Consider the following 25,066-nt stretch of genomic DNA (forward strand, 5'->3'; position numbering starts at 1 on the left):
TTATGAACTGAATCCTATGCGGTACGATCCGATCAATTCTTGTTGTGCTGAGTAATGGTCTGGATGATGGTGTTGTTGAACTCCCTCTCTTCTTTCTCGCAAGAGGGTGTTGTAAATGCAGGCTGGGTGAACTCGAAAATAGATTTTGGCACATGAAAAAGCAAGGGCTTGCACGTTTCAGCACTTCACGGTGGGGCATGGCACCACCCTACAACATAGTCAGCGGATAGGGTGGGGCCATCCCCCACAAAATAGTCAGCGGATAGGGTGGGGCCATCCCCCACAAAATAGTCAGCGGATAGGGTGGGGCCATCCCCCACAAAATAGTCAGTGGGTAGGGTGGGGCCATCCCCCACAAATAGTCAGTGGGTAGGGTGGGGCCATGCCCCACCAAGTACGCTCAAAAAGAGAAGTAACGCTATACAAATCAGCGATACGAAGTGCTGTAAAGGCAATATGATATAGAGAGCATGGGGGCAAAAAAATAGTGACGAACAACAGTTGATTTACGCTGCCAACATGCTGTTTCAATCGATCAGGGGATGAGTGCCGCGTGTAGAGCACGACGTAAACGCTCTACAACCTGCTCCCCGGTATCAGCTGCCGAGAGAAGTACCAGTTCCACATCCGGCAGAGGGGGTAGCTCACCTTTTATTATATGAATATCCGCTTCCAACCAACGTTCGGTACGCACACCGACACCAAGGCCAGCACGCAAAGCGGCACGCATTCCCGAAAGGCTCGGTGTTGAGAGTGCGATACGCCATGGACGGGCGATCCCATCCAAAGCATTGAGCACTGCATTTCTGAAGATGCAGGGTCCATTGGCGAGGATCAGTGGAAGCGGTTTATCACTGGCAATCTCGAGTTCCGGTGAAGCAACCCAGACCCGGCTGAGTCGATCAATGACTTCACACTCAACACCATTCTCTGGCTCACCCGGTTCTTGAAAAAGAACCGCAAGATCAAGATCACCACTGGCTACTTCATCCCTCAATTTGGCGTTGGCATCCACTTTGATTTCAAGTGCGACACCAGGATGAAGACGGGAGAAATGGGCCAGCAGATCAGCTAATCCTCCGTCGGCTATCTCTTGAGCCGATCCCAGGCGCACTTTACCCTGCAAACGAGTCTCCGAAAGTGCTGCCAGGGCTTGATCATTAAGCAGAAGTAAGCGCCGGGCGTAACCCAACAACAATTCGCCCCGTTCCGTAAGTGCAATATGACGTGTATTACGTTTCAGGAGTGGTGTCTGTAGACGCTCTTCCAGCCGTTTGAGTTGCTGGCTGACCGTAGACTGAGTGCGGTGCAGGCGTTCAGCGGCTCGAGTGAAACCACCACTATCTATTACAGTGACAAAGGTACGTAACAGCTCAAGTTCCAGATCACGGGAAAATATATTCATAATTTAAATAAGTATTATTTAAATAATTCGTTTATCAAATGAATGATAACAGCTTAGGCTCTAATCTCAGAAGATCAAGGAGATTAACAATGCCCTATGTAGAAGTGACCCTGGATCCCGCGCCGAGCGCTGAGCAGGCTGCTCAACTAGCACGAGATATTACTGATGCAATGGCTTCAGAGGTTGGAAAACGCCGCGAGGTGACCGCTCTGCGTGTCATTGGAAGCGAAGCGATTCTCTGGACGATCGATGCTAAACCAACCCAAAGGACAACCGCTTATCTGGATGTAAAAATCACACAAGGTACTAACAGTGGAGAGGAGAAGGCCGCTTTGATCAAGCTGCTAAATCAGATACTGCTGAAGATTTTCGGAGAATTGGAAGAAGCCAGCTACATTGTGATTAATGAGCTTCCGGCTGAGAATTGGGGATATGCCGGTCTGACACAGGCAAATCGTGCAAATTTACGGGGAGCGTTAATATGAGCGTACTGAAACTCTATGACCTGGATCGTTCAGGCAACTGCTATAAGGTGAGGCTGCTGCTTGCCATGCTGGGTTTAGAATATGAACGGGTGCCCATCGATATTCTTGCCGGTGAGACGATGACGACAACCTTTAAAGGCCTCAATCCCAGAGGTCAGGTGCCGGTGTTGATAGATGATGAAATTGTGATCTGGGATTCAATGGCAATTCTGCTCTATCTGGCTCGTCAATATGGAGATCAATCCTGGCTGCCGGATGGTGCTTTAGGGGAGGCCCGTGTTATGCAGTGGCTCGCAGTTTCAGAGAACGAGTTGCTCTATGGACTGGCTCGTGCTCGGGCTCAGATACTCTTCGATCGCGGCTACGACCTGGATCAATGTCATCGGGACGCACTCCCTGGATTGGAGGCGATGGAATGTCGTCTTGAAACAAATTCATGGCTTGCTGCAAGCCATCTCACGATTGCTGACATTGCTTGTTATCCATATGTTGCTTTGGCAGGGGAAGGTCGCTTCTCACTCGAACCATATTCATCGGTCAGAGCTTGGCTGAAAAGAGTGGAAGAGGTTGAACGCTGGGTTCCGATGGGCAATAGATAATCATAGCTACTGTTGTCCCATTAACTTTCATTCTTCTCAGAGCAATTCTGAAAGCCCCTCTCCCTTTACGGGAGAGGGGTTGGGGAGAGGGTGTACGCGAAGCGCTTCATGTGGTTAAAAGATAAAACCGCATTGATCGTTCATATTTTTCTTGCTAATTGTTGGGGAATATAGGGTGTTTATTCGCCCCCTCACCCGCAAGGGGAGAGGGGAGTTTCTTTAAGATAATGGTGCGGCAGGGCCGAACCCTTGATCAATTTATTTCGGAAGACATCTCGATTCAGTTTTGCTCACCCCGGCGAGTCACTTTCTTCGTTGAATGTGGCAACCCGTAGCCTGGATGAAGTGCAATGGAATCCGGGGGGAACAGTGCACCAATCATCCCGGATTCCGCTGCGCTCCATCCAGGCTACCTAGCTGAGATATTCATGAAACTGTGAAGGTTGTATGTGGTTTTTGGCATTTTCGGCAAGCTTTTGGTGGGGCATGGCCCCACCCTACGACTTTTTAAGGTGGGGAGAGGGGCTTTATTTGTTTCGAACTTCTGAATTACCTTGTTCTACCAACCACTGCCATGCTGGATCGAAGTCAGTAAATATTTCGACCTGGACTCGCCTGCGGGAGTCAACGCCATCTGTTATACGATTCATATTGATTTTCCCCCGTGTTTTGATTGGTGGCAATACAGCCCAATATCTCCATCCCGCAGCAATCGCGAGTGGCTCCCAGTAGACTACTGACCAGTCGTAATCTTCGGGGGGGAGAACCGAATTCAATCGATCATCCGAGAGCCATTTCTGAGCCCCATGTTTTTTCATCAGCTCTAATCCTGTCATGAGTACAGACTGAAACTCTTGACTTGAGATAGGTTTCAAGAACTGATGGTGGATGATACCGGTCTCAGGGTAGTACCAAAGGTTGGCATGCTCATTCTCTATTTGTGTGATTCTTTTTTTCATCGTCACCGTCAAACTTTTTGTCGAGTACTAACCAGAACTGAAGCTCTAAATTATATTACCTTTATATCTTTATGGTAGTCACTCCACTCCTTATAGTCATTTTATATTCCACTATTTATATCACTCCTCCTTTTGTTCCATCGCCAAGTGGGCGAGTTGCTCATAGAGTTGATAACGTGTCTTGATCTGTGACTGGGCCTGGCGCATAAATTTCTCGGAGGCCTCAGGCTGGGTTCTCTGCAATACACTGAATCGAGCTTCACTATTGGCGAAGTCTCTGTAGGAGATGGAGGGTTGCTTGGAGTCCATCTTCAATGGATTTTCACCTTTGTCGCTGCGACGGGGGTCGTAGCGAAATAGTGGCCAGTGTCCTGAATCGACGGCTAACTCCTGTTGACGGATGTTGTTCGAAAGATCAATGCCCTGGGCGATACAAGGTGAGTAGCAGATGATCAGTGAGGGGCCGTCATAAGATTCTGCTTCGAGAAAGGTGCGTAGAGTTTGAACATCCTTTGCGCCGAAGGCGACCTGGGCTACATAGACATTGCTATAGGACATGGCCATCAGCGCTATATCTTTTTTGGACGTTGCTTTGCCCCCTGCGGAGAATTTAGCCACTGCGCCTAATGGGGTGGCTTTGGAGGTTTGTCCACCTGTGTTTGAGTAGGTCTCGGTATCGAGTAGCAGGATGTTGACGTTACGACCTGAGGCCAAGACGTGATCGACACCGCCATAACCGATGTCATAGGCCCAGCCGTCGCCACCAACCAGCCAGACACTCTTGCGTGCCAGGGTGTCTGATAGGGAGATTAGAGTCTCTGCTTCAGGTGTGTGGATCTGATGGCACTGCTGTTTCAATGTCTCGATGCGTTGACGCTGTTCAAAGATAGCTGCTTCGCTATGCTGATCTGCATTTAACAGGGCATCCGTCAGCGCTTCGCCAATCTGATTACGCAGAGTGAGCAGCAGCTCTCTGGCATGTTCGTTCTGTTTGTCGATAGCGATACGCATGCCGAGGCCGAATTCTGCATTGTCTTCGAACAGTGAGTTGGACCAGGCTGGTCCCCGGCCTTCCGGGTTGGTGGTATAGGGGGTGGTGGGTAGATTGCCGCCGTAGATGGAGGAGCAGCCGGTGGCGTTGGCAATTAACATACGATCACCGAACAGTTGTGTTGCCAGCTTAATGTAAGGCGTTTCACCGCAGCCGACACAAGCACCGGAAAACTCGAACAGGGGTTGCATGATCATCGCCCCTTTGAGGGTGGTCTCTTTAAGATGGGTGCGGTCATACTCCGGCAGGCTTAGGAAGAAGTCCCAGTTGATGCGCTCCTGCTCATGGTAGGTTGGGTCATCCACCATGTTGAGTGCTTTTCGTTGCGGATTCTTCTTATCCCTGATTGGGCAGATCTCGACACAAAGACCACAGCCGGTGCAGTCGTCAGGGGCAACCTGGTAGCTGATCTGGGTGCCAGGTTCGAAATCTTTTCCGCCTTTGACCTGGGTGTGCAGGAAGCTCTCTGGTGCATCTTCAGTCAGGGTTTGTGGAAAGAGCTTGGAGCGGATCGCAGCATGGGGACAGACCAATGGACATTTACCACAGTGGGTACAGAGATCCATCTCCCATTTTGGCAGTTGCAGTGCGATGTTGCGCTTCTCATAAGCGGTGGTACCAAGGGGCCAGGTACCATCTGCCGGCATCAGGCTGACCGGAATGGTATCGCCCTTGCCTGCTATGATGGGTGCCGTGACTTGCTGTACGAAGGTTGGTGCGTCAATGGCTACGGTCGGTCTGCGTGACTCCTCTGAATCGGCTTTGCCGGAGATGTCTACCTGGTGCAGGTTTGACAGCGCTGCATCGATGGCGTCGTAGTTGCGTTGCAGCAGTCTTGCACCTTTTTTTCCATAGCTCTTTTTTACTGCATCTTTGATGAGTTCGATTGCCTTGCCTTGATCGAGCAGGCCGGAGATGGCGAAGAAGCAGGTCTGCATAATGGTATTGATGCGGCGCCCCATGCCGGTTTCTGCCGCGATTTTATATGCGTCGATGACATAGAAGCTCAAACCCTTGTCGATGATCTGTCGTTGCATATGTGCTGGGAGACTTTGACAAGCCTGCCCGGGGCTGGCGGTGGTGTTGAGTAGAAAAACTGCGCCAGGGGCTGCTTTATCGAGCATGTCGTAACGGTCGAGAAAGAGGGGCTGATGGCAGGCTACAAAGCTGGCCTCATCATCATTGATTAGATAGGTGGCATTGATCGGCTGTGGTCCAAAACGCAAATGAGAGACGGTGATTGCGCCCGACTTCTTGGAGTCATATTGAAAATAGCCCTGGGCATAGTTGTCTGTCTGTTCACCAATGATCTTAATTGAGTTTTTGTTTGCTGAGACGGTGCCGTCGGCGCCCAGGCCATAAAAAATACAGGCAGTAACACCCTTGCTCGCCATTGCACGAAATGTCGGCTCCCATTCAAGGCTGGTTTGACTGACATCGTCAATGATACCTACAGTGAAACCATTTTTTGGTTGTTGCTTATTCAATTCATCGAAGATCCCTTTGACCATTGCCGGGGTGAACTCTTTAGATGAGAGTCCATAGCGACCACCGACAATACGTGGCAGGGTGTTTCGGCGTCCATCGCTGTAAGCTTGGGCAAAGGCACCCAGAACATCTTTGTAGAGTGGTTCTCCGTCGGCTCCCGGCTCTTTGGTTCGGTCGAGTACGGCTATCTTTTTAACGCTTTCGGGTATTGCCGCCAAGAGTTGTTCTGCGGCAAAGGGGCGATAGAGGCGGGCTTTGATCATGCCGATCCTCTCCCCCTGTTGGTTCAGGTGATCGACAGTTTCCTGGGCGGCGCCTATGCCTGAACCCATTAATATGATTACCCGTTCAGGTTGATCTGCGCCATGGTATTCAAACAGGGCGTAGTGGCGTCCAGTGAGTTGGCCAAAACGGGTCATCACAGCCTCTAATTTTTGAGGAACCTCACTGTAGAAGGGATTTACAGTCTCACGTCCCTGAAAGTAGACATCTGGATTTTGCGAAGTGCCGCGAATCACTGGATGATCCGGGGAAAGGGCACGTGCACGATGGGCATTCACCAGTTCATTGTCGATCATTGCCTGGACTGTCTCTGACTCTGGCAATGAGATCTTATTGACTTCGTGAGAGGTTCTGAATCCATCGAAAAAATGTAGAAACGGTATGCGTGTCTCCAGTGTTGCGGATTGGGCAATGAGTGCGAAGTCTGCGACTTCCTGAACGCTGGCAGAGCAGAGCATGGCATAACCGGTTGTGCGGCAGGCCATGACATCACTGTGATCGCCAAAAATTGATAGCGCCTGTGCTGCCAATGAGCGAGCTGAAACATGCAACACGGTGGGGGTCAATTCACCGGCAATCTTGAACATGTTTGGGATCATCAACAACAATCCCTGGGAAGCTGTAAAGGAGGTTGAAAGGGAACCTGCCTGAAGTGCACCGTGAATCGCACCTGCAGCGCCCGCTTCACTCTGCATTTCGATGACGTCGGGTACTGTTCCCCAGATGTTTTTTATCCCTTTTGCTGTCCATTCGTCTGACCATTCCCCCATTGGTGAGGCGGGGGTAATGGGGTAGATGGCAATAACCTCGTTGGTCATATGGGCGATGTGTGCGGCGGCCTCATTGCCGTCAATGGTAACCATCTTATCGGGCATATCCTTGGTTCCTGTGATGTTGTCTGATTATTAAGATGTTCTCACTACTGGCTGCCAGCTGCATTGATTAATGCCAGTATAATCTTGATCCGATGAATCAATGACCTTAGTAAAATAAAATATCATTTTTACCCATTGTCTCTTCAGTTTTATGCTAGTTTTTAAAGAGTGACATGACGTTTTTTTAGGGTTTTTCATAGGCTCCTAATCCATATTTCACCATTATCGAATTGTTTGCTCTATTTTGATGCATAGCCTTATCTCTCTTATGGATAAGTACAACGGAATTCGTTGATCAAAGTGATACATGAGTTGAGAGATTATTGAGCAGTGCAAACAGTAGCAGAGTGGTTGGATGTAATTCATGGTAGAGGGGCTGTTTCAATTTCTTTGTATTGAATAGTGCAATTTTTTTGCTTATTGATTTTTTATATATGAAAGGTTACAGGCAACGGAAATAACAACGTATGAGTGCGCTGTTATTCCTGTACCGCAACGGTGAGGCCGTGAAAGTGCAACAGAGCGTTAGCGTTAATCGACATCCCGGATTTCTGCCCCGTGCCAGACTGCAAGCGCTATTGGATGTGCTCCAGCAATCCGGTTATCAGATCCTTGGCCCTGCAGTTGAGGAGGGGGCTATACAGTTCAAGCAGATCGAGAATGCAGATCAGCTTGTTACAGGTTTGACCAATCTCCAGAAGCCGGGTCACTATCGCCTGCAACAGACTGAAAGTCAGCGGTTGTTTGATTGGAATCATGGGCCTCAGGGGCTCAAGCCCCTCTGTTTTGCCCCAAGAGAGGTATTGTGGATTGAACAGCAGGATCCTTTAGCTTTTCAAACCAGCCAGCCCGATGTGAGGCCGACTGCAGTGTTTGGTGTCAGGGCCTGTGACCTCTCTGCGCTGGCCATCCAGGATAGACATTTTCTTCATGCTGATGCGCCTGATCCACACTATCGTCAACGCAGAGAGCAATTGTTGTTGATCGGGATCGACTGTGCCCACTCTGCAGAGAGCTGCTTTTGTCACTCCACAGGGGATGGGCCTGCTGTGAAGCAGGGCTATGATATTGGGTTGTCTGAACTGGATGAGGGGTTTCTGCTATGGCATGGCAATGAGAAGGGCAAGGCTCTATTGGAGAAACTTTCATTAGACTCAGCAGCGGCGCATCAGCTACAAAGAATGACAGCTCAAACCGATCAGGCTGCAGGTGAGCAAACAAGGCATCTGGCAAAGCCTGAGGATCTGATGCGTCTCTATCAACGGCTGCAACACACCCATTGGAGTGATGTCGCTGAAAGATGTCTGGGTTGTGGCAACTGTACTGCAGTCTGTCCCACCTGTTTCTGTTATGACGTACATCATGAAGTGTCACTGGATGGGAAATCGGCTCAGAATGTGCGCCAGTGGGACTCCTGCTTCAGTGCCAATCACAGCAGCATGGGTCATTTTAAAGTACGAGGGGATATCCTCTCCAGATATCGGCAGTGGTTGACCCATAAATTGGCCGGTTGGCAGCAACAGCAGGGGCGCATCGGATGTACCGGTTGCGGTCGCTGCATCACCTGGTGTCCTGTCGGTATTGATCTGATTAAAGAAACTGACACGATTTTGTGGGAGGGGAGTCTAGATGAGTGAAACCCACATTCCGCGTAGTGCGATTATCGACCAGCGCATCCAGGAGTCTCCAACAATTTTCACCTTAAGGATGCAGTTTGAGGATGCGAGTGCCCAGGAGGTATTCGAGTTCCTGCCTGGCCAGTTCAATATGGTGACGCTCTATGGAGCGGGAGAGATTCCTATTTCAATCGTCAATGATCCTGAGGATAGCCACTATTTTGACCACACAATCAGGGTGGTCGGTCGGGTCTCTGAGGCGATGTCTAAACTGCAACCTGGGGATCGGGTGGGTATTCGAGGTCCGTTTGGCAGAGGTTGGCCCATAGCGGAAGCTGAGGGTCGAGATGTTCTGCTGGTAACAGGTGGCTTAGGGTGCGCGCCCCTGGTTTCTGTAATCCGATATCTGATAAAGCGACGTGATCAATTTGGCCATCTGAATATTCTACAAGGGGTCAAACACTCAAGCGACCTGATATGGCGGGAGCAGTATGATGCCTGGGCGAGTGAACCGGATGTCAAAGTGTTACTTGCGGCCGATGTTGCAAGCCGTGAATGGCATGGCCAGCAAGGCATGGTCACTGAGTTGATCGAACAGCTCAATCTGCGTCAGGGACGTACCATCGCAATGCTCTGTGGCCCTGAATTGATGATGTTGGCAGCGATAGCCAATCTGCGTTCCATGGAGATCCCGGATCAACATATCTGGTTCAGTATGGAGAGAAATATGCAGTGTGGTATTGGTCAGTGCGGACACTGTCAAATCGGATCAAAATTTGTCTGTCGTGACGGCCCGGTTTTCTGTTATTCCGAATTGGCAGACTTTTTAGGAACCAAGGGCTTCTGAGAGTGCGCAATGTGAGTTCAATTGTTTGCATGCTCACAACAGTTAATTAGACCAGGATATCCATATGGCCACTCAAAAACCGAAACTAGCGGTGCATAAATTCAGCTCCTGTGATGGCTGTCAGCTGGCTCTGTTGAATCTGGGTGAACCCCTGCTGCAGTTGCCGGAACTGGTGGAGATTGTCCATTTTGCCGAAGCAGGCCCAAATGCACCTGATGAGCCAGTGGATATCTCTCTGGTTGAGGGCAGTGTATCGACGCCAGAGGATATCAAGCGGATTCAACAAGTCAGAGAGAACAGTAAATTACTGGTAACCATCGGCGCTTGTGCAACCAGTGGTGGCTTACAGGCACTGGCCAACTTCGCAGATCGGGATGGCTGGATGGGGTCTGTATATTCCCATCCAGAGCATATCGACACCCTGACTACATCAGATCCAATTTCACAGCATATAAAAGTTGATTTTCAGATTCAGGGTTGTCCTGTTAATTCAACTCAAGTGCTTGGGGCGTTGCGTGATCTGTTGTCTGGAATAACCCCTAGACCTGAACAGCATTCGGTGTGTATGGAGTGTAAACGTAAGGGATTGATCTGCACCATGGTCAGCAAGGGAGAGGCTTGCATGGGAGCTGTCACATTAGCAGGCTGTGGCGCGCTTTGCCCCGCGACAGGGCGGGGTTGTTATGGTTGTTATGGACCGGCGGAGCTGGTCAATGACCGTTCCATCACAAACAGATTTGAACAACTGGGTCTGGATGCAGAGGGGGTGCTTAGGCGCTTTCGTTTTATAGCCAATAGTGCACCACTATTTAAAGCTGCCAGCGAAGGAGTGAAAGGTGATACCGATGGCTGAGCATCGCGATATACATATCAATGTACCGGTATTGACCCGTGTCGAGGGTGAAGGCGCACTTGAACTCGATGTGGTAGGCGGAGAGATCGAGCGCATCAATTTACGTATTTTCGAGCCACCCAGACTGTTCGAAAAGTTTGTTGAGGGGTATGAGCGTAATCAAGTCATCGATATGGTGGCCAGGATCTGCGGGATATGTCCTGTCGCCTATCAGATGAGCGCGGTTCAGGCATTCGAGAGGTTGGCAGACTTCACCCCTGATCCCTGGGTGACAGAGATGCGTCGAGTGATGTATTGCGGAGAGTGGATACAGAGCCACGCCCTGCATGTCCATTTGTTGGCTGCGCCCGATTTTCTCGGTTTTGAATCAGCCATCGCCATGGCCGCTGATTATCCGGATGCCGTGCGGCGTGGGCTCGAGTTGCAAACCCTGGGCAACGACCTGATCGCCATGTTTGGTGGTCGCTCGGTTCACCCGGTTGGTGTCAGGGTGGGTGGATTCTATCGGGCTCCCGATCTCTCTGCAGTAGAGACCATGTTGCAACGTCTGCAATCTGCTTTACCTCATGCAGAGGCGTTAATCGAATGGACAGCAGGTTTGACCTTTGCTGATGATAATCAGTCTTTTATCAGTGTGGCGTTGAGTGATCAGGAAGAGTACGCCATGGGTAAGGGACGACTGATATCCGGTCAGGGATTGGATATCGATATCTGTTATTTCGATAGCCATTTTACAGAGATTCAATCACCCCACTCAACTGCACTGCATTGTGAATTGGAAGGCCGCCCCTATCTGACAGGCCCACTGGCACGATTGAATCTGAATTTCCATCAGCTGCCCAAGCCTGTTCGTCTGTTAATGGATGGCTGCGGCATCAGCTTTCCCAGCCATAATATGTTCCATAGCATTGTCGCCAGGGCGATAGAGCTCTATTTTGCAATCTTTGAGGCGATACGACTGCTGCAACAGTATCAGATTCCTGCCCAACCTTATCATGAAGTCGGATCTATTGAAGGGAATGCATTTGGCTGTACTGAAGCGCCAAGAGGTATCCTCTGGCATCGCTACGATGTGGATCAGGAGGGAATCGTTCGCTACGCGCGTATCGTGCCACCGACCAGCCAGAATCAGGGGCGCATTGAAGAGGATATTGCCTTATCGTTACAACAGCTGGGTCTTGATAATAGTGATGAGGTGATACGCCTTAGGGCCGAGCAGGTCATTCGTAATTACGACCCATGTATCTCTTGTGCAACCCATTTCCTCAAGTTGAAAGTCAATCGGAGATGACCAGGGTTATCGGTATAGGCTCTCCTTTTGGGGCAGATCAGTTGGGCTGGCTGGCGATCGATCATCTTCAGACCTGTCAATTGACAGCGTGTGAGCTGATTAAGCTGGATCGGCCAGGCAGTGGATTGTTGGACTATTTCAGGGGTGTTGATCATGTGGTGTTGATCGATGCCCTGGTCTCCTCTGGCAGAGTTGGTGAGGTGAAGTTGATAGGCCTGGATGAGTTGGAAGATTGTAGTGGTCTAACCTCATGCCATGGTTTTGGTGTGGCTGAGGCGCTGGGGTTGGCTGATAAATTAGATCTTCTACCTACTAGAGTCTCTTTGATTGGCATTCAAATTCAAGAAGATCTCTCCTATCTGCCAAGCTTGGATACCAGTGCCTTAGAGCGACAGGTTCAAGGTCTGATATAGATTCCTGGGTTGAGTTATTTTCGTATCTATTTAAAAACGGCAAGGTGCAAGGTCAACATCTCCATCAGTCCCATGTGTCATGATATATGTAACCTCAGTTAGTACGGGGCGCAGCGTTTAATCCTCTTTTACTTCGCAAGCAAACTGATCCGCGAAGTTTAAACCCAGTACCAAATAGATCATCTTGCATGTGTGCCGTCTGAACTGACACTCACAATCGAGGTTTCCTTAGTTAATCGGTCATGTCCAAAAATATCACTTCACGATCATCACCACTAATGGAAGATGATGCGCTGGCATGGTTAGCTTCAATGTCTAGAGTGCTCATGCGTTACCCCTGAACAACCTGTAGCCAAAACAAGACAAATCGAGATATATAAATATTAATTTAGAAAATTAAACGAAGTTATATTCATGACATAACTACCTATACACAGAGGCACAGGTCATTTAAACCTTAAACCCTATATAAGCTATCACTGCTAATGTCCAATAACTTTCAATCTTCTCAGAACAACTCTAAAAGCCCCTCTCCCTTTACGGGAGAGGGGTTGGGGAGAGGGTGCACGCGAAGCGTTTTATGTGGTTGAAAGAGAGAAACAGCATCGATCGTTCATATTTATCTTGCTGATTGTTGTGGAAAATAGGGTGTTTATTCACCCCCTCTCCCCCGGCCCCTCTCCCGCAAGGGGAGAGGGGAGTTTCTCTCCCTACCTATTTAAAATACTGATGAATTGTAAGTTTTTTCAAGCCGTGACCCTCTGCTTTACGATGCTTTTTCATGCCTCAATTCTCCATCAGCAATAGAAACCAACAGCAATGAATCAGATACAACCGTAATAGTTAAAGTAAGTGGGACAGTGATAGCTATATATCTTGTTATTATTCTATAAAAAATAAAGTACATGATTTTAGTGCCTGACCTTTTTCATGGCCATATTGATGGTGATGTAATCGCATCTACTGCTGTACAGCCCCCTGCCAAGCAAGCTAGAGCTTCCTGGCACCACGTAGAGGTGGAGTAGTACCTGTTAAGCCATGGCTCGGTACGCCTGAAGCAGATGTGATCTTGAGTTAGCCGCAAACCCGGGATAGACAATCACCACCGCGACAGGTTGATGATTGCTCCAATAGATTGGAGATGGTCTGTTGCAGCTTTTTTGCTGCTCTTCATGACCTGTACAAATGAAACAGGATTATCTCTTGGAGGCTGTATGTCTCCTGATGGCAACATACAGGGGACAGGTTGTATCGGCTTGATAGTAAGATCCAGGGGGTATCGTATCATTATCCAAGGTAGTGATTTCCTTTAGGAATTATATGTTTTCTTTATCTTACTGACTGCCTATCATCAATCTATCGGTATATTTTTCTTACTGATTCGCATTGGTTGGATGACCGCTGTTGTAAATTTTTACCTTCAAACCAATGCGATCAAGCTGTTAGGACGTCTGATTTATCACCCTAGCATGTGTTTGTGGATCAATACTTGCAGCATTTTTCAAGACATTGACTCAAAATAATTGTCAACTGAGAGATCTCTGACATGCCCAACAATCCAGTACGCTTAACTAGCCGCCCCCATATCAGCGACGAAGCTGACTTGGTTCGCAATGCTCTGATAGAACAGGGTCTGGAAACCCCGATGTTCGAGAATGGTTTGAGCCAGGATCAGAAGTACGACCGAATCAGGGAGCTGATGAGTGACATGATGCAGGTGCTAGGCCTCGATCTGTCGGACGACAGCCTCGCCGAAACGCCCCACAGAATAGCCAAGATGTATATCCAGGAGATCTTTTCCGGTCTCGACTACCGCCATTTCCCCAAGATCACCCTGATCGAGAACAAGATGGGCTCGGATGAGATGATTACAGTGCAGGATATAGATCTGACTAGCACTTGCGAACACCATTTCATCACCATCGACGGCAAAGCCAAGGTGGCCTATGTTCCCTCGGGTAGTCTGATCGGCCTGTCAAAGATTAATCGGATCGTGCGTTTTTTCGCTCAGCGACCGCAGGTACAGGAGCGGCTGACGCGACAGATACTGGTCGCCCTGCAAACACTGCTGGACACCGAGGATGTGGCTGTCTCTATCGAAGCCACCCACTATTGTGTCAAGGCCAGGGGAGTTATGGACAGTAGTTCGAATACCAGTACCAAAGCCCTCGGTGGCTGCTTCAAGCATGATGCCACCCTGCGGGCTGAATTCCATGCGGCGTAAAAATGCCTACCTTGGGTAATCCCTGGGGCTGCAGATGACTGTAATTGCTAGTATGACGCACCACACTAGGGCCTATTCGATTAGTGTTAACAGGCCCTAAATCAGCAAGCAATAGCTATTGATTTGATATCTTCCGAGGTCTGGAAGCGGTCAATCCAGGTGGGCAGAAAGCGGGTTGATTCAGTATCTCGGATCTACAACCCGTTGGGCGATTGGTCGAGTTCCTTGAACCTAAAAATCAGTTGACCGCCCATTCTAATAACAGGTTTCTGATTTTGAAGAACTCGACCAATAATCATCAGGCTGCAATTTTGTCTTCCTTTTGGTGGGATTCATGAATCGAGCGACGGTTAATCAAATCAGAGAGGGTGATATCGCTGACATAATCAAAAAGTTGTCGGCTCAGGTTACTCCATAGGCTACGGCTGCTGAGTTGAGTTTCTATTTGTACACTATTCCTCTGAGTTGAATAGGTATAGTCAACCCATTCATCTGTTGCACAGATAATTTCAGCCACTGAGATATCCGTGGCATTTTTCGCCAGGGAGTAACCACCTCCGGGGCCTCTGACGCCCTTCACGAGTCCTTTTGATCTCAGGGCGGCGAACAGCTGTTCCAAGTAAGAGAGGGAAATCCCTTGATTTTCAGAGATTTCTGAGAGTGTCATGGGACCATTTTTGTGGTTTAAAGCCAAACTGAGCATGGCGGTAACTGCGTATCGGCTCTTGCTGGTTAGTCTCATCTACCTATCCTCATAAGTTGTTAATTTAAATTGAAAAACTCAAGCCTGTATGGTGCTTCAGCCTCGATATGAGCAGGCCTTGTATAACTATTATGATTAAAAATATAGTATATTTGTACATAATGTACAATATTTTCTATTCTTTTTATCTTTTAGGAGATTAAGTGCTTTAAACCTTGGCCAGCTAAAAGGGTATCCAGTAAGAGAGCCTTTGCCGATCCATTACAATTTCCAGGTGTGAGTCGCATTCGCAGGATAGACAGATCAGGTGGGCTATGCTTGGTATCTCCAGGTAAAGGAGTGCGATCTGTCTCAGGTCTCGATCAGGGAAGTGATACCTCTCGTTCCGAGATATTGGTACTACTGGCTGAAAAGCCCCTTATATGTCAGATTGTTTGGAATAACAGCATTAAAATCAGGTAAGAAATCAGCCTAAGTGCCGTTAACATAGCCAGGGGTTCATTTGGGATGGGTGCATGAGGCTGAAAAAGATTGGGCGTTTTCAAGTCGGTAAAGAGCTGGGTTCTGGCAATCAGGGTACCGTGTATCTGTGTCAGGACGGCCAATTGGAACGTCAGGTCGCAATTAAGCTTCTTGATAAAGCGCTGAAGGATGCCTCGTTTAGAGACGAGGCGCGCACTATGAGTAAGCTGCAGCATCCAAACATTGTCTCTATCTACGAGGCGGGTGAGCATAATGGCACTCCATATCTGGTGTTCGAATATGCTCAGGGTAAATTGCTTTCTGACACTATTCAGGGTGAACCTCTCGAACTCTCCCTGGCACTACAGATCTTCGAGGGTCTGCTGAAGGGGATGAGTCAGGCTCATCAGTCCGGCATTGTTCACAGAGATCTGAAGCCATCTAATATCATTATCAGCCAGGATCAAAATCCAAAGATCATGGATTTTGGTATCGCACGACTGCTGTCAGAGGCAAAAGGTCCAGATAAGCAGTTGATTGGTACGCCGCGCTATCTGGCGCCTGAGTATATTCAGGCGGGTGAAGTGGGGCCTCAGGCGGATGTTTTTGCCTTGGGACTGATTTTAGATGAGATGCTAACCGGGATGCCGGTCTTCAGTGGCCATAATCAGCAGGTTGTGGTCAATGCAATTCTCAAGCTGGAGCCCAAGCCCCCGTCCCAGTTCAATAGTGAAGTGGATGAGAAACTCGACGGTTTTATTTTGAAATCTCTGGAGAAGGATCCAGCGTTGCGCTACAGCGATGCCACGGAGATGCTCGAAGCCTATAATGAGATCATGAAACCTGCGGGTGAAGCTGCAGTTTCGGAGGTGGAGGGTAGCGGTACCGTGGAGTTTTTACTGCGGCGCATGAAACGCAAAAGTGATTTTCCTGTACTCTCTCAATCCGTGCGCAGTATCAATGCAATGTCGGATGTCAGTGATCGAAGTGTTAATCAGATGGCGGGTGTCATTGTTAAAGATTTTGCTTTAACAAATAAAATTCTCAAGGTGGTCAATTCTGCCTATTACGGCCGTTTTTCAGGCCATATTGGTACTGTTTCCAGAGCTGTGGTTGTTCTTGGTACTCAAGCGATTCGCTCTCTTGCAGCGTCGTTGATTTTCTTTGAACATATCGAAAACAAGCAGCAGGCAGAGCATTTACGAGAGTTGGTTTCGTCAGCACTGTTTCGCGCAACATTGGCTCAGAATCTGGCCTCAGAGATCGATCAGCATGAGGCAGAAGAGTATTTCCTGACAGGTTTGTTGAACGACCTTGGTAAAGTCCTGGTGGCATTCTATCTTCCGGAAGAGTCACAAGAGATAGAGCGTTTAATTAAAGTCGAAGGCAGAGAGCCGATTACAGTTCAGCATAGTGTGTTAGGTGTCAGTTTTGAAACAATCGGTATTGAAATCGCCAAGCAGTGGAACTTTCCAAAACCGCTTACAGACAGTTTAAAATCCTGGCAAGGTGATCATGCCCCGGTTAACCGAACCGAGAAACGTCGTTTGGTTGCCCTGTTTGCTGAAGATGCAATGCAGCTGATTGTTGAGAATGGCGTGGATAATAAGGCTGCTTTGGAAAGTTTGAATAAGAAATATGCCAAGAGTTTGAAACTCGGCAGCAAAAAAGTGGCGAAGTTGACGCAGCAGTCGGTGGATGATTTTCAAGAATTAGCTGAAGCGATTGCCTCTGATGTGTCAGGAAGTTTTGTCAAAAAACTTAAGGATGGTCAGGATCAGACAAGCGCTGGCTCTTCAAAACAGAAAGCCCAATCAAGATCCATTTCAAAGGATGGATTGGATCAGACGCAGATTCTGGATGATGGCACTCAAACGGTTGATGACAAAACAGCAGAAATAGCAGTCCACAGTGATGAAGATACGGAAGCCTTATTGATGGATGGTCTACAGGAAGTGACCGGTATGTTAGTCGGTGATCACACTGTTTCTGAGATTTTTAATGTGGTACTGGAGACTATGTATCGCGCTGTTGGGTTCAAGCGGGTGGTGCTGGCACTGCTAAATCGTAAACAGGGGGAGATGGTTGGGAGACTTGGTTTTGGTGAATCTGCAGATGATTTTGTCAAAGCTTTTCATTTCTCTACAAAGTATAGTGTTGATGTCTTTCATGGCGCCATGAAAAATGCTGTGGATGTGTATATTGCCGATGCAACGGATAAGAAGATCCGGGGGGATATCCCCGATTGGTATAAAAAGGTTTCTAATGCTGGATCCTTTCTGATTTTTCCTATTGTGGTTAACAAACATGCGGTTGGTCTGATCTATGCCGATCACTCTCAACCTCATGGACTGGCAATTGATAAGAAGCGACTGAATCTGCTGAAGTCACTTAGGAATCAGATCGTGTTGGCTGTTAGATCATAATTTTGGATATGCATCATTATCAAAGCGGGCTGTTAGAAATTATTTGAGCGATATTTACGGTCAGCCTCTGTCGACTATGAATTGCTGAGTTTTTACAGTGGTGGACTTTCGAAAGTTATTTTTTAATCACTACTGCGTCTCGACCTTCCAATGATTTAGTTGGGTTTGACTGATTGATGTTGGTTGATGTGGGTCTTGGGCAGGAAGGAAGCTGTTTTATACTGCTTTGCTTCTATGGTGGGGCAGGGCCCCACCCTACCCAACTGCACCTCAAGAGCTTTACCGCACCCTTCGCCTCAGGATGCTACATCCATATGTAGGGTGGGGCCATGCCCCACCATGAGGATTATGTCGGTGAGCAAATAGTTCACTTTCAGCTCTTCAACCTTATGCGCTGGCTCGCAGAGAGCAGCTCTTCCCGTGTCAATAGCCACGCTGAGCCCTGGATAAAAGTATTCTACTGTTTGAAGTTACTTAAATGGCACTTTTCAATGCCCAGAAATGAAGCATCGGACTACAAGAGAGTGTCTCGTAATCCGATGCAGGGTGCCAACCAATCGGTTGTTCGCGCAAGTCCCTTTGCGTTGGTCTTCTTACATAGTGTCTTTTGCTACGACGTTGGAGAGGTCACTTTCATTTCCAACTGTGTCGTAAGCGGTGATTGCGAAGTAGTAAGTACCGGTTTCCAGATTATCCATAACATGGTTGTTGGCTGTGCTGTCATCCAGATCAACTACTGGTGCGAGGTTGTTTGCAGTTGTACCCATGTAGAGTCTGTAGCCAGAGATATCACTCATGCTCAGTGAGCTACCGTCAGTCCTGGTGGAAGGTGCTACCCAGTTGAGAGTAACGGTTCCGACTGTTGGTGTGGTCTGAGTTGCTTCGACAACCAGTGTCATTGGGCTCAGTGAGGCAGTGTCGGTGCCATCTGATACGCTGATCACGATGTTGTTGTAGCTACCTTCATCAGCTTCCGCAGGTGTGCCGCTCAGGGTTCCGTTGCTGGTATTGAAGCTGGCCCAGCTTGGCAGGTTAGAGATGCTGAAGGTCAATGTGTCGTTGTCGGCATCGGATGCATTAGGTGTGAAGACATAACCGTCGCCTACCAATACACTCTGATCAGGATTGCCGGTGATCACTGGAGCAGTGTTTGCTGCTTCGATGTCATGGATAGTGACAACACTGACATTTGGTGCATTCAGAGTGTAACCACTACTTGGTGCATCAAGATGGACTTCAAAGGTCTCAGCAGGCTCATCAACTGAATCAGTAATGGTGTTGATGCGGATAGTCTTGGAAGATTCACCTTCAAGGAAGTTCAATGGTGTCCAGACGTAGCCTGTGTAGTCCTGAGAGTGTCTTGCTTCGACGCCGTAGGTGCCGTAATTGACAGTTGCGGTGCCAGAGCTGCTGCTGCGGGTAACAGTCAGAGTAACTGCGCTGCCTTCTTCTACATCATAACTGTTGCTTGCGAAGCGGAAGGTGCCGCCTTCTTCTGCAACATCGGCGACGTTGATACCGAAAGGTGCCAGACTGGCTTGGCTGCTGCCGTCAGATACGCTGATAACGATATTTGAGTAGACGCCTGAATCGTTGGAATCAGGTGTGCCGCTGAGTGCGCCGGTGTTGGCGTTGAAGCTTGCCCAGCTAGGTAGATTGCTGACGGAGAAGCTCAAGTCGTCACCATCTGGATCGTTAGCATTAGGCGTAAAGCTATAGGCACTGCCTTCCTGCAGACTGGTTGATGGTGTACCGCTGATGGTGGGCGCCTGGTTGGTATTGGACACTGTAATGCTGAATGCGCTCAGTGAAGCGGTAGCGGTACCGTCAGATACGCTGATGCGGATGTTGCTGGTGGTGCCAGCGTCATTCATGTCTGGTGTGCCACTGAGGGCGCCAGTAGTGTTGTTAAAGCTGGCCCAGGATGGGCGGTTAGCGATTGAGAAGGTGAGGTTGTCGCCGTCTGCATCGTTTGCACTTGGTGTGAATCTGTAGCTGCTGCCTTCTGCTACTGAAGAGGCAGGTGTACCACTGATGGTGGGCGCCCGGTTGGTATCGGAGACTGTAATGCTGAATGCACTCAGTGAAGCAGTGGCTGTACCGTCGGATACGCTGATACGAATGTTGCTGCTAGTGCCGGCATCATTTGCATCTGGTGTGCCGCTGAGGACGCCAGTTGAACTGTTAAGGCTGGCCCAGGATGGGCAGTTAGCAATTGAGAAGGTGAGGTTGTCGCCGTCTGCATCATTGGCGCTGGGTGCAAATCTGTATGCGCTGCCTTCAGCTACAGAAAGAGCAGGTGTGCCGCTGATGGTGGGGGCCTGATTTGTATTGGACACTGTAATGCTGAATGCGCTCAGTGAAGCAGTGGCTGTGCCATCGGATACGCTGATGCGAATGTTGCTGGTGGTGCCGGCATCATCCATCTCAGGGGTGCCGCTAAGCAGGCCGGTGGCGCTGTTGAAGCTTGCCCATGCGGGACGATTTACAATTGAGAAGGTCAGGTCGTCGTTATCAGCATCGTTGGCACTTGGACGGAAGCTGTAGCTTTGTCCCTCTGCAACCTGAGTGTTGGGAGATCCACTGATTACAGGTGCTGTATTCTCTGGTGTTGGCTCCTCAGGAGGATTATTGTCACCAATATTCTCATCTGTGGCGCAATTATCAGGGGCACGATAGACATTTCGTTGTGCTGCAGATGGACCTGACTCAACACGTACTGCACAAGGTATAAATTCAGGGTTGGTCAATTTCATGCGCCATGAGCCTCTGCTGCTGACAGTGGCTCTTGCGAATGGTGTAATTGTTCCAGCGAGATAGGCGTCAACGATTGCGCCAGGTACCCCCTGACCTTTGAATACCAACAGGTCTTTGCTGTCTCTCCATACAGCTCTATCGAAAGATAGTTCCGCAGCTTGAGCTAAGTTGATATCGGTTGAAAAAAGGGCGGGGAATAATACCAGTGGAATAAGTTTACGTGTTGCGTTCATGACCTTGTGACCTCAAAAATGAGTTTCTCCCTAAGATGTTGCTCACTATGGCGGTCGATGGGGGATTTTATGCATACACGAGGTCACAATTTAGGCGGACGGAATTCACACTATTTACGCTTCCTCTCTGCAGTGTGAATTGGCACTAAATTACACTTGATGGGCGTCACAATTTACCCCTCAAGTGGGTCAGGAGCGCTAAAGTTTTCTGGGCACTCTGTTGGTCAATTTGTGTGATACCTTAGTGATAAGCTATGTTTTATTATGTGAACGGTGATTAACAAAAATTGGGCTTTGTTAAGGCGCGGTTCTTTAACAATAAAACAGAAGATATTAGGAGCGGAATCATGGATTGCGACCAAAGAGTGGATGGAATGAAAAGAATTACTCATGTGATTTTGTTGGTTTTCACTGTTTTGATTTTTTCTACCCAAAATGGTTTGGCCTCTTCTTACGAGATCGACACCAAAGGTGGCCATGCTTTCATTCAGTTCAAAATCAGCCATCTGGGTTATAGCTGGTTAGTTGGACGATTCAATCGATTTTCCGGTGAATTTGAGTACGATTCAAAAAATCCCTCAGACTCATCCATCACTGTAGTGATTGAGACAGAGAGTATCGATTCAAATCATGCTGAGCGGGATAAGCATCTAAGGGATGAGGACTTTCTTGATGTGAATCGTTTTCCAGAAGCGCGTTTCGTCAGCCGTTCTTTTACTGAACGGGAGGATGGCTCAGCTCTGCTCGTGGGAGATTTGACCTTAAGAGGTGTCACCCGGTCGATTGAGATTGAAGTGGACCATGTCGGCTCAGGCAGTGACCCCTGGGGAGGGTATCGTCGTGGATTCTATGGCGAGACCAAGTTGATCCTGGCAGATTTCGGTATTACCAAGTATCTCGGCGATGCTTCCAAAGAGATGGAGCTGACACTTGGTATTGAGGGAATCCGCAAAAAATCGAACAAAGCATCCAGAAAGCCTGGAAAATAGCCTAATTAGGCAAAAACTCTCTAATCCATGGTTTACACAACCCATTCAGAGGAGCGTTCACCAACCCAGGTTATCTGATAGCGGATTTTTCGCCAGGGGTTGTCATCATCCAAAAGGCGTATGATCGTGGCTTCCAGTCGCTCACCCTGGTCGAGTAGTTGTGCCAGAGTTCGGTTTTCCCGCTTGGGTACATAGCCCAGATGTTCGTTTTTAAACCATACTGCTACGGCGTAGCGGTCATGTGGGTTGCTCGGTTCACGTTTCAGATGCAGAGACTCTCCGACCTGTAGAAATGGCCATATTGCAGCTGCACGGTGATATTGAAAGCCAGCCAAGGGTGATTGTTGCAGAACAATTTTGCGTCGGCTGGGTATAAAGGTTGTCTTATTATAGATTTGGCGGGCAAGGTGTCGGCCTGGAATCTTGAAGAGTGTGGTGAGTAGTTGGCTCTGTTTCATTCTGAGTGCTCCCGATTGATGAGATTTCCTGAACCCGATTATTCAAGATAGAGAAAATAACATTCTCAGTGGCTCATTTTGTGAGTCCGTAACAAGCAGGTGTTTCATGTTGGAGTACATTTTTTTTGATGAGCGTCCCTGGCAGGAGTTTATCGACTATTTAAGGCAACTGGGATTGGAGGTAAAGTCCGCTGTTGATGAGGATGGCTGGCTGGTCTATGTGTCTGAAGAGCTGGATGACGATATGGATGCGAAGATTGAGGCTCGCTACGATCTCCTGCTGCAGGAGAATGAGAGTCTGGTCGCTGAGCGAGAGGGAGAGGACCATGTACATACTGCCGGCATCAATGTGACATTGATGGATGGCCGGGTCGTACAGGCAGCTATAGATCCGAAGTTGATGAATCGCCTGCTGGAGGTGGTTTCCACAGATGAGCTGGGGGAGTTTGTCAACGCAATAGCTCAGGCGGTGGAAAATGGGGATGAAAGAACCTTGTGTCAGCGCAGAGACTGATTCTCTTGTAGGGCCTTGTCAGTACGCTCTTTGCCCTCCTTGAGCGCCTTTTCAACAGCAATTCTGGCTGCCTTCTTCTTTTCGACCAGCTCGATATACTCCTTAGGGGACTGATTCATGCTGGTTTGAGGTGGATTTTCGCTGACTTGCATGACATAGATCACACCGATGATCACAGCGATTAAAACAGCAAAAAAAGCGGGTCTGGACATGACTTCTCCTGTAACCCAGTAGGTTTCTGGCCTTCTGCAGTCTGATACAATAGATGTTTGGAGATGCTCCGTTCTATGGTCTTTACGGCCTGGCGTACCTCGCTATCCAAACCCTTGATCAGGTATCTGTCAGCCTGCATACCCATGGGTTGTTCGTTCTTCTCTAAGTATGGATCATCCACTATGTAAATGCATGATGGGCCAGTTCCTCTGTTTCGCAATTTCAGCGAGGGTCTGATCCGGATCCACTGCGACTGGATTCTCAACCTGCTCCAGTAGAGGGAGGTCATTATGTGAGTCGCTATAAAACCAGCTGCCATCCAGATTCTGACCAAACTCCTCCAGCCACTCATTCAGGCGACTTACCTTGCCCTCCCGAAAGCTCGGTACGCCAGCAACCTCACCAGTGTACTGGCCGTCAAGGGTTTCCGGTTCAGTGGCAATCAGATGGTCGATGCCAAACCGTTTGGCGATTGGGGTGGTGACGAAAGAGTTGGTTGCTGTGATGATCAAAAGAGAATCACCAGCCTGGCGGTGCTTGTCTACCAGTTGTTGGGCATTTTCATTAATGATCGGAGAGATTTTCTCCTGCATGAACAGATCCCGCCACTGCCTGAGTTTTTCAGGAGAGTGTTTGCTCAGGGGGTTCAGGGAAAAACGCAAAAATTCATGAATATCCAGTTCACCTGCTTTGTAATCATCATAAAAGCGCTGGTTTTCACGCTCATATATCTCTCCGTCGACGATGCCCTGTTCTACCAGAAAACGGCCCCAAAGGTAGTCGGAGTCACCTGCCAGCAAAGTATTGTCCAGATCGAAGATTGCCAATGCCATAGATACTGTCCTGCCTCAATTTACAGAATCTCAGGGTGAGTCAGGGCGTTGCTGGCTGCCAAAACGGAACTTATCCGGGCAGCGGATCGTTGCAACAACCGGTTAGTAAGTCAGATCTATAACCCGAATCTGCCTATTTTGATTCTTAACCAGTCCGATTCTGACCTGTTTCTTGAGGTTCCCTAAAGAATTATGTGGTGTTTATCCTGGTATTTTACCCGGTTATAGAAAAAAGATGTTAACGGTTTATTTACAGATTATTACCGCTGCAACCGGGGTAGTGTTTATCGAATGTAAAAACGGTTTTATAGCGATTTGGCAGGATAGAGGGCAGAAATTGATGAGTTATCCTGTGCTGGCAATAGAGCAAAAGTCACGTCGGAATCTCCATAATTAGCAAAGGCTTATGTTTATCGCCTTGCTGCTCCAGAGGGATTATGGAAAAATCACACTAATTGAATTTGATATATTGTGGCGGATGAATTGATTGACTCAGACGGTTTTAGACCGAACGTCGGTATCATTTTGTGCAACGAAGATCGTCTCTTGTTCTGGGGGCGACGCGCTGGACAGGATGCCTGGCAGTTCCCCCAGGGGGGGATCAAGCAGGATGAGACTCCAGAGCAGGCCATGTACCGGGAACTGAATGAGGAGGTGGGTCTAAAAGCTGATCAGGTCTCGATAATCGGCGCTACCCGCAGTTGGCTGCGGTACCGTTTACCGGAGCGCTATATTCGCCGACACAGTGAGCCGATCTGTATTGGGCAGAAGCAGATCTGGTTTCTGCTGCGGGTAAACTGCGGAGAGGATGCCTTCTGCCTCGATCATACCGCATCCCCGGAATTCGAGGATTGGCGTTGGGTTAAATATTGGCATCCTGTGCGGGAAGTGATCTACTTCAAACGCAATGTCTATACCAAAGCGCTGGAGGAGTTGGCTCCTTTACTCTATCCAGAGGGCGTACCTGGACGCTCCCTTACCAACTATTTACGACAGAATCGTCGCTGACCCAGCCATAGTCCTTATCCAGGCAGATTAAGCTCTCCAGAGGGCGCCTAGGATCGGAGAATTTTCAAAATAGCGTAAGGAT

Annotated in this window: 21 protein-coding genes; 12 read left to right on the top strand and 9 right to left on the bottom strand. The window is 48.6% G+C overall.

Annotated elements, in window-relative coordinates; translation table 11 throughout:
• Positions 1–535: 535 nt before the first annotated feature.
• Positions 536–1,405 (bottom strand): LysR substrate-binding domain-containing protein, encoded by an 870-nt coding sequence (locus AC4IE7_RS02495; protein WP_490775221.1) that lies wholly within the window; start codon positions 1,403–1,405, stop codon positions 536–538.
• 89 nt (positions 1,406–1,494) lie between these two features.
• On the opposite strand from AC4IE7_RS02495, the gene AC4IE7_RS02500 reads away from it, so the two are divergent.
• Both AC4IE7_RS02500 and AC4IE7_RS02505 read left to right on the top strand, forming a co-directional pair.
• Complete coding sequence (locus AC4IE7_RS02500; RefSeq protein ID WP_490775222.1) at positions 1,495–1,890, top strand: tautomerase family protein; 396 nt, start codon at positions 1,495–1,497, stop codon at positions 1,888–1,890.
• Positions 1,887–2,489, top strand: coding sequence for a glutathione S-transferase family protein (locus tag AC4IE7_RS02505; RefSeq protein WP_490775223.1), 603 nt, complete (start codon positions 1,887–1,889; stop codon positions 2,487–2,489). The genes AC4IE7_RS02500 and AC4IE7_RS02505 overlap by 4 nt, the downstream gene beginning before the upstream one ends.
• Before the next feature lie 527 nt (positions 2,490–3,016).
• On the opposite strand, the gene AC4IE7_RS02510 is transcribed toward AC4IE7_RS02505, so the two are convergent.
• Both AC4IE7_RS02510 and nifJ read right to left on the bottom strand, forming a co-directional pair.
• On the bottom strand, positions 3,017–3,448 hold the full coding sequence (locus AC4IE7_RS02510; protein WP_490775224.1) for a hypothetical protein: 432 nt from the start codon (positions 3,446–3,448) through the stop codon (positions 3,017–3,019).
• Between the two features lie 120 nt (positions 3,449–3,568).
• A complete protein-coding gene (gene nifJ, locus AC4IE7_RS02515) occupies positions 3,569–7,144 on the bottom strand; it encodes a pyruvate:ferredoxin (flavodoxin) oxidoreductase (RefSeq protein ID WP_490775225.1) in 3,576 nt (1,191 codons plus the stop codon).
• Positions 7,145–7,611: 467 nt separating this feature from the next.
• Between nifJ and AC4IE7_RS02520 the strand changes: the two genes are divergently transcribed.
• The 6 genes from AC4IE7_RS02520 to folE all read left to right on the top strand — a co-directional run bounded on the left by AC4IE7_RS02520 (position 7,612) and on the right by folE (position 14,388).
• Complete coding sequence (locus AC4IE7_RS02520; protein ID WP_490775226.1) at positions 7,612–8,781, top strand: 4Fe-4S dicluster domain-containing protein; 1,170 nt, start codon at positions 7,612–7,614, stop codon at positions 8,779–8,781.
• Entirely contained in the window at positions 8,774–9,607 is an 834-nt protein-coding gene (locus AC4IE7_RS02525) for an FAD/NAD(P)-binding protein (RefSeq protein ID WP_490775227.1), read from the top strand. Before AC4IE7_RS02520 ends, AC4IE7_RS02525 begins: the two co-directional genes overlap by 8 nt.
• 64 nt (positions 9,608–9,671) lie before the next feature.
• On the top strand, positions 9,672–10,460 hold the full coding sequence (locus AC4IE7_RS02530; RefSeq protein WP_490775228.1) for an NADH-quinone oxidoreductase subunit B family protein: 789 nt from the start codon (positions 9,672–9,674) through the stop codon (positions 10,458–10,460).
• Positions 10,453–11,751, top strand: a complete 1,299-nt coding sequence (locus tag AC4IE7_RS02535) for a Ni/Fe hydrogenase subunit alpha (RefSeq protein ID WP_490775229.1) — start codon at positions 10,453–10,455, stop codon at positions 11,749–11,751. Before AC4IE7_RS02530 ends, AC4IE7_RS02535 begins: the two co-directional genes overlap by 8 nt.
• Entirely contained in the window at positions 11,748–12,164 is a 417-nt protein-coding gene (locus AC4IE7_RS02540) for a hydrogenase maturation protease (protein WP_490775230.1), read from the top strand. The genes AC4IE7_RS02535 and AC4IE7_RS02540 overlap by 4 nt, the downstream gene beginning before the upstream one ends.
• A 1,546-nt stretch (positions 12,165–13,710) precedes the next feature.
• Positions 13,711–14,388, top strand: coding sequence for a GTP cyclohydrolase I FolE (folE, locus tag AC4IE7_RS02545; protein WP_490775231.1), 678 nt, complete (start codon positions 13,711–13,713; stop codon positions 14,386–14,388).
• A gap of 298 nt (positions 14,389–14,686) precedes the next feature.
• Here the strand turns inward: folE and AC4IE7_RS02550 are convergent, their stop codons facing one another.
• Positions 14,687–15,130 (bottom strand): Rrf2 family transcriptional regulator, encoded by a 444-nt coding sequence (locus AC4IE7_RS02550; protein ID WP_490775232.1) that lies wholly within the window; start codon positions 15,128–15,130, stop codon positions 14,687–14,689.
• Positions 15,131–15,606: 476 nt separating this feature from the next.
• Here AC4IE7_RS02550 and AC4IE7_RS02555 point away from each other — a divergent pair, with 476 nt between their 5' ends.
• Entirely contained in the window at positions 15,607–17,979 is a 2,373-nt protein-coding gene (locus AC4IE7_RS02555) for a protein kinase domain-containing protein (RefSeq protein ID WP_490775233.1), read from the top strand.
• A 593-nt stretch (positions 17,980–18,572) separates the two neighbouring features.
• Here the strand turns inward: AC4IE7_RS02555 and AC4IE7_RS02560 are convergent.
• The gene (locus tag AC4IE7_RS02560; RefSeq protein WP_490775234.1) at positions 18,573–20,969 is read right to left on the bottom strand and encodes a putative Ig domain-containing protein; all 2,397 of its coding nucleotides are present in this window, start codon (positions 20,967–20,969) and stop codon (positions 18,573–18,575) included.
• Between the two features lie 347 nt (positions 20,970–21,316).
• Here AC4IE7_RS02560 and AC4IE7_RS02565 point away from each other — a divergent pair, with 347 nt between their 5' ends.
• Positions 21,317–21,958 carry a YceI family protein gene (locus tag AC4IE7_RS02565; RefSeq protein ID WP_490775235.1) on the top strand — a complete coding sequence of 214 codons (642 nt, stop codon included), beginning with the start codon at positions 21,317–21,319 and terminating at the stop codon, positions 21,956–21,958.
• Between the two features lie 32 nt (positions 21,959–21,990).
• On the opposite strand, the gene AC4IE7_RS02570 is transcribed toward AC4IE7_RS02565, so the two are convergent.
• Positions 21,991–22,416 (bottom strand): HIRAN domain-containing protein, encoded by a 426-nt coding sequence (locus AC4IE7_RS02570; RefSeq protein ID WP_490775236.1) that lies wholly within the window; start codon positions 22,414–22,416, stop codon positions 21,991–21,993.
• A 106-nt stretch (positions 22,417–22,522) separates the two neighbouring features.
• Here AC4IE7_RS02570 and AC4IE7_RS02575 point away from each other — a divergent pair, with 106 nt between their 5' ends.
• Positions 22,523–22,930 carry a hypothetical protein gene (locus AC4IE7_RS02575; RefSeq protein WP_490775237.1) on the top strand — a complete coding sequence of 136 codons (408 nt, stop codon included), beginning with the start codon at positions 22,523–22,525 and terminating at the stop codon, positions 22,928–22,930.
• On the opposite strand, the gene AC4IE7_RS02580 is transcribed toward AC4IE7_RS02575, so the two are convergent.
• From AC4IE7_RS02580 to AC4IE7_RS02590, 3 genes are read right to left on the bottom strand one after another with little or no spacing between them, the layout of a single operon-like run.
• A complete protein-coding gene (locus AC4IE7_RS02580; RefSeq protein WP_490775238.1) occupies positions 22,915–23,142 on the bottom strand; it encodes an aldehyde dehydrogenase in 228 nt (75 codons plus the stop codon). The genes AC4IE7_RS02575 and AC4IE7_RS02580 overlap by 16 nt on opposite strands.
• Positions 23,112–23,324, bottom strand: a complete 213-nt coding sequence (locus AC4IE7_RS02585; protein WP_490775239.1) for a hypothetical protein — start codon at positions 23,322–23,324, stop codon at positions 23,112–23,114. The genes AC4IE7_RS02580 and AC4IE7_RS02585 overlap by 31 nt, the downstream gene beginning before the upstream one ends.
• On the bottom strand, positions 23,317–23,976 hold the full coding sequence (locus tag AC4IE7_RS02590) for a histidinol-phosphatase (protein WP_490775240.1): 660 nt from the start codon (positions 23,974–23,976) through the stop codon (positions 23,317–23,319). Before AC4IE7_RS02590 ends, AC4IE7_RS02585 begins: the two co-directional genes overlap by 8 nt.
• Positions 23,977–24,459: 483 nt before the next feature.
• Here AC4IE7_RS02590 and AC4IE7_RS02595 point away from each other — a divergent pair, with 483 nt between their 5' ends.
• On the top strand, positions 24,460–24,984 hold the full coding sequence (locus AC4IE7_RS02595; protein ID WP_490775241.1) for an RNA pyrophosphohydrolase: 525 nt from the start codon (positions 24,460–24,462) through the stop codon (positions 24,982–24,984).
• The last annotated feature ends 82 nt before the right edge of the window (positions 24,985–25,066 follow it).

The sequence above is a fragment of the Candidatus Thiodiazotropha sp. AKAK3 genome (genome assembly GCF_058244645.1).

Excerpts from the sequence above, each read along its gene's own strand:
- AC4IE7_RS02530 (WP_490775228.1), top strand. The coding sequence starts at position 9,672 with ATGGCCACTCAAAAACCGAAACTAGCGGTGCATAAATTCAGCTCCTGT.
- AC4IE7_RS02555 (WP_490775233.1), top strand. The coding sequence starts at position 15,607 with ATGAGGCTGAAAAAGATTGGGCGTTTTCAAGTCGGTAAAGAGCTGGGT.
- AC4IE7_RS02575 (WP_490775237.1), top strand. The coding sequence starts at position 22,523 with ATGTTGGAGTACATTTTTTTTGATGAGCGTCCCTGGCAGGAGTTTATC.
- AC4IE7_RS02560 (WP_490775234.1), bottom strand. The coding sequence starts at position 20,969 with ATGAACGCAACACGTAAACTTATTCCACTGGTATTATTCCCCGCCCTT.
- AC4IE7_RS02550 (WP_490775232.1), bottom strand. The coding sequence starts at position 15,130 with ATGAGACTAACCAGCAAGAGCCGATACGCAGTTACCGCCATGCTCAGT.
- AC4IE7_RS02510 (WP_490775224.1), bottom strand. The coding sequence starts at position 3,448 with ATGAAAAAAAGAATCACACAAATAGAGAATGAGCATGCCAACCTTTGG.
- AC4IE7_RS02505 (WP_490775223.1), top strand. The coding sequence starts at position 1,887 with ATGAGCGTACTGAAACTCTATGACCTGGATCGTTCAGGCAACTGCTAT.
- AC4IE7_RS02580 (WP_490775238.1), bottom strand. The coding sequence starts at position 23,142 with ATGTCCAGACCCGCTTTTTTTGCTGTTTTAATCGCTGTGATCATCGGT.
- nifJ (WP_490775225.1), bottom strand. The coding sequence starts at position 7,144 with ATGCCCGATAAGATGGTTACCATTGACGGCAATGAGGCCGCCGCACAC.
- AC4IE7_RS02565 (WP_490775235.1), top strand. The coding sequence starts at position 21,317 with ATGGATTGCGACCAAAGAGTGGATGGAATGAAAAGAATTACTCATGTG.
- AC4IE7_RS02590 (WP_490775240.1), bottom strand. The coding sequence starts at position 23,976 with ATGGCATTGGCAATCTTCGATCTGGACAATACTTTGCTGGCAGGTGAC.
- AC4IE7_RS02570 (WP_490775236.1), bottom strand. The coding sequence starts at position 22,416 with ATGAAACAGAGCCAACTACTCACCACACTCTTCAAGATTCCAGGCCGA.
- AC4IE7_RS02495 (WP_490775221.1), bottom strand. The coding sequence starts at position 1,405 with ATGAATATATTTTCCCGTGATCTGGAACTTGAGCTGTTACGTACCTTT.
- AC4IE7_RS02500 (WP_490775222.1), top strand. The coding sequence starts at position 1,495 with ATGCCCTATGTAGAAGTGACCCTGGATCCCGCGCCGAGCGCTGAGCAG.
- AC4IE7_RS02540 (WP_490775230.1), top strand. The coding sequence starts at position 11,748 with ATGACCAGGGTTATCGGTATAGGCTCTCCTTTTGGGGCAGATCAGTTG.
- AC4IE7_RS02535 (WP_490775229.1), top strand. The coding sequence starts at position 10,453 with ATGGCTGAGCATCGCGATATACATATCAATGTACCGGTATTGACCCGT.
- folE (WP_490775231.1), top strand. The coding sequence starts at position 13,711 with ATGCCCAACAATCCAGTACGCTTAACTAGCCGCCCCCATATCAGCGAC.
- AC4IE7_RS02520 (WP_490775226.1), top strand. The coding sequence starts at position 7,612 with ATGAGTGCGCTGTTATTCCTGTACCGCAACGGTGAGGCCGTGAAAGTG.
- AC4IE7_RS02525 (WP_490775227.1), top strand. The coding sequence starts at position 8,774 with ATGAGTGAAACCCACATTCCGCGTAGTGCGATTATCGACCAGCGCATC.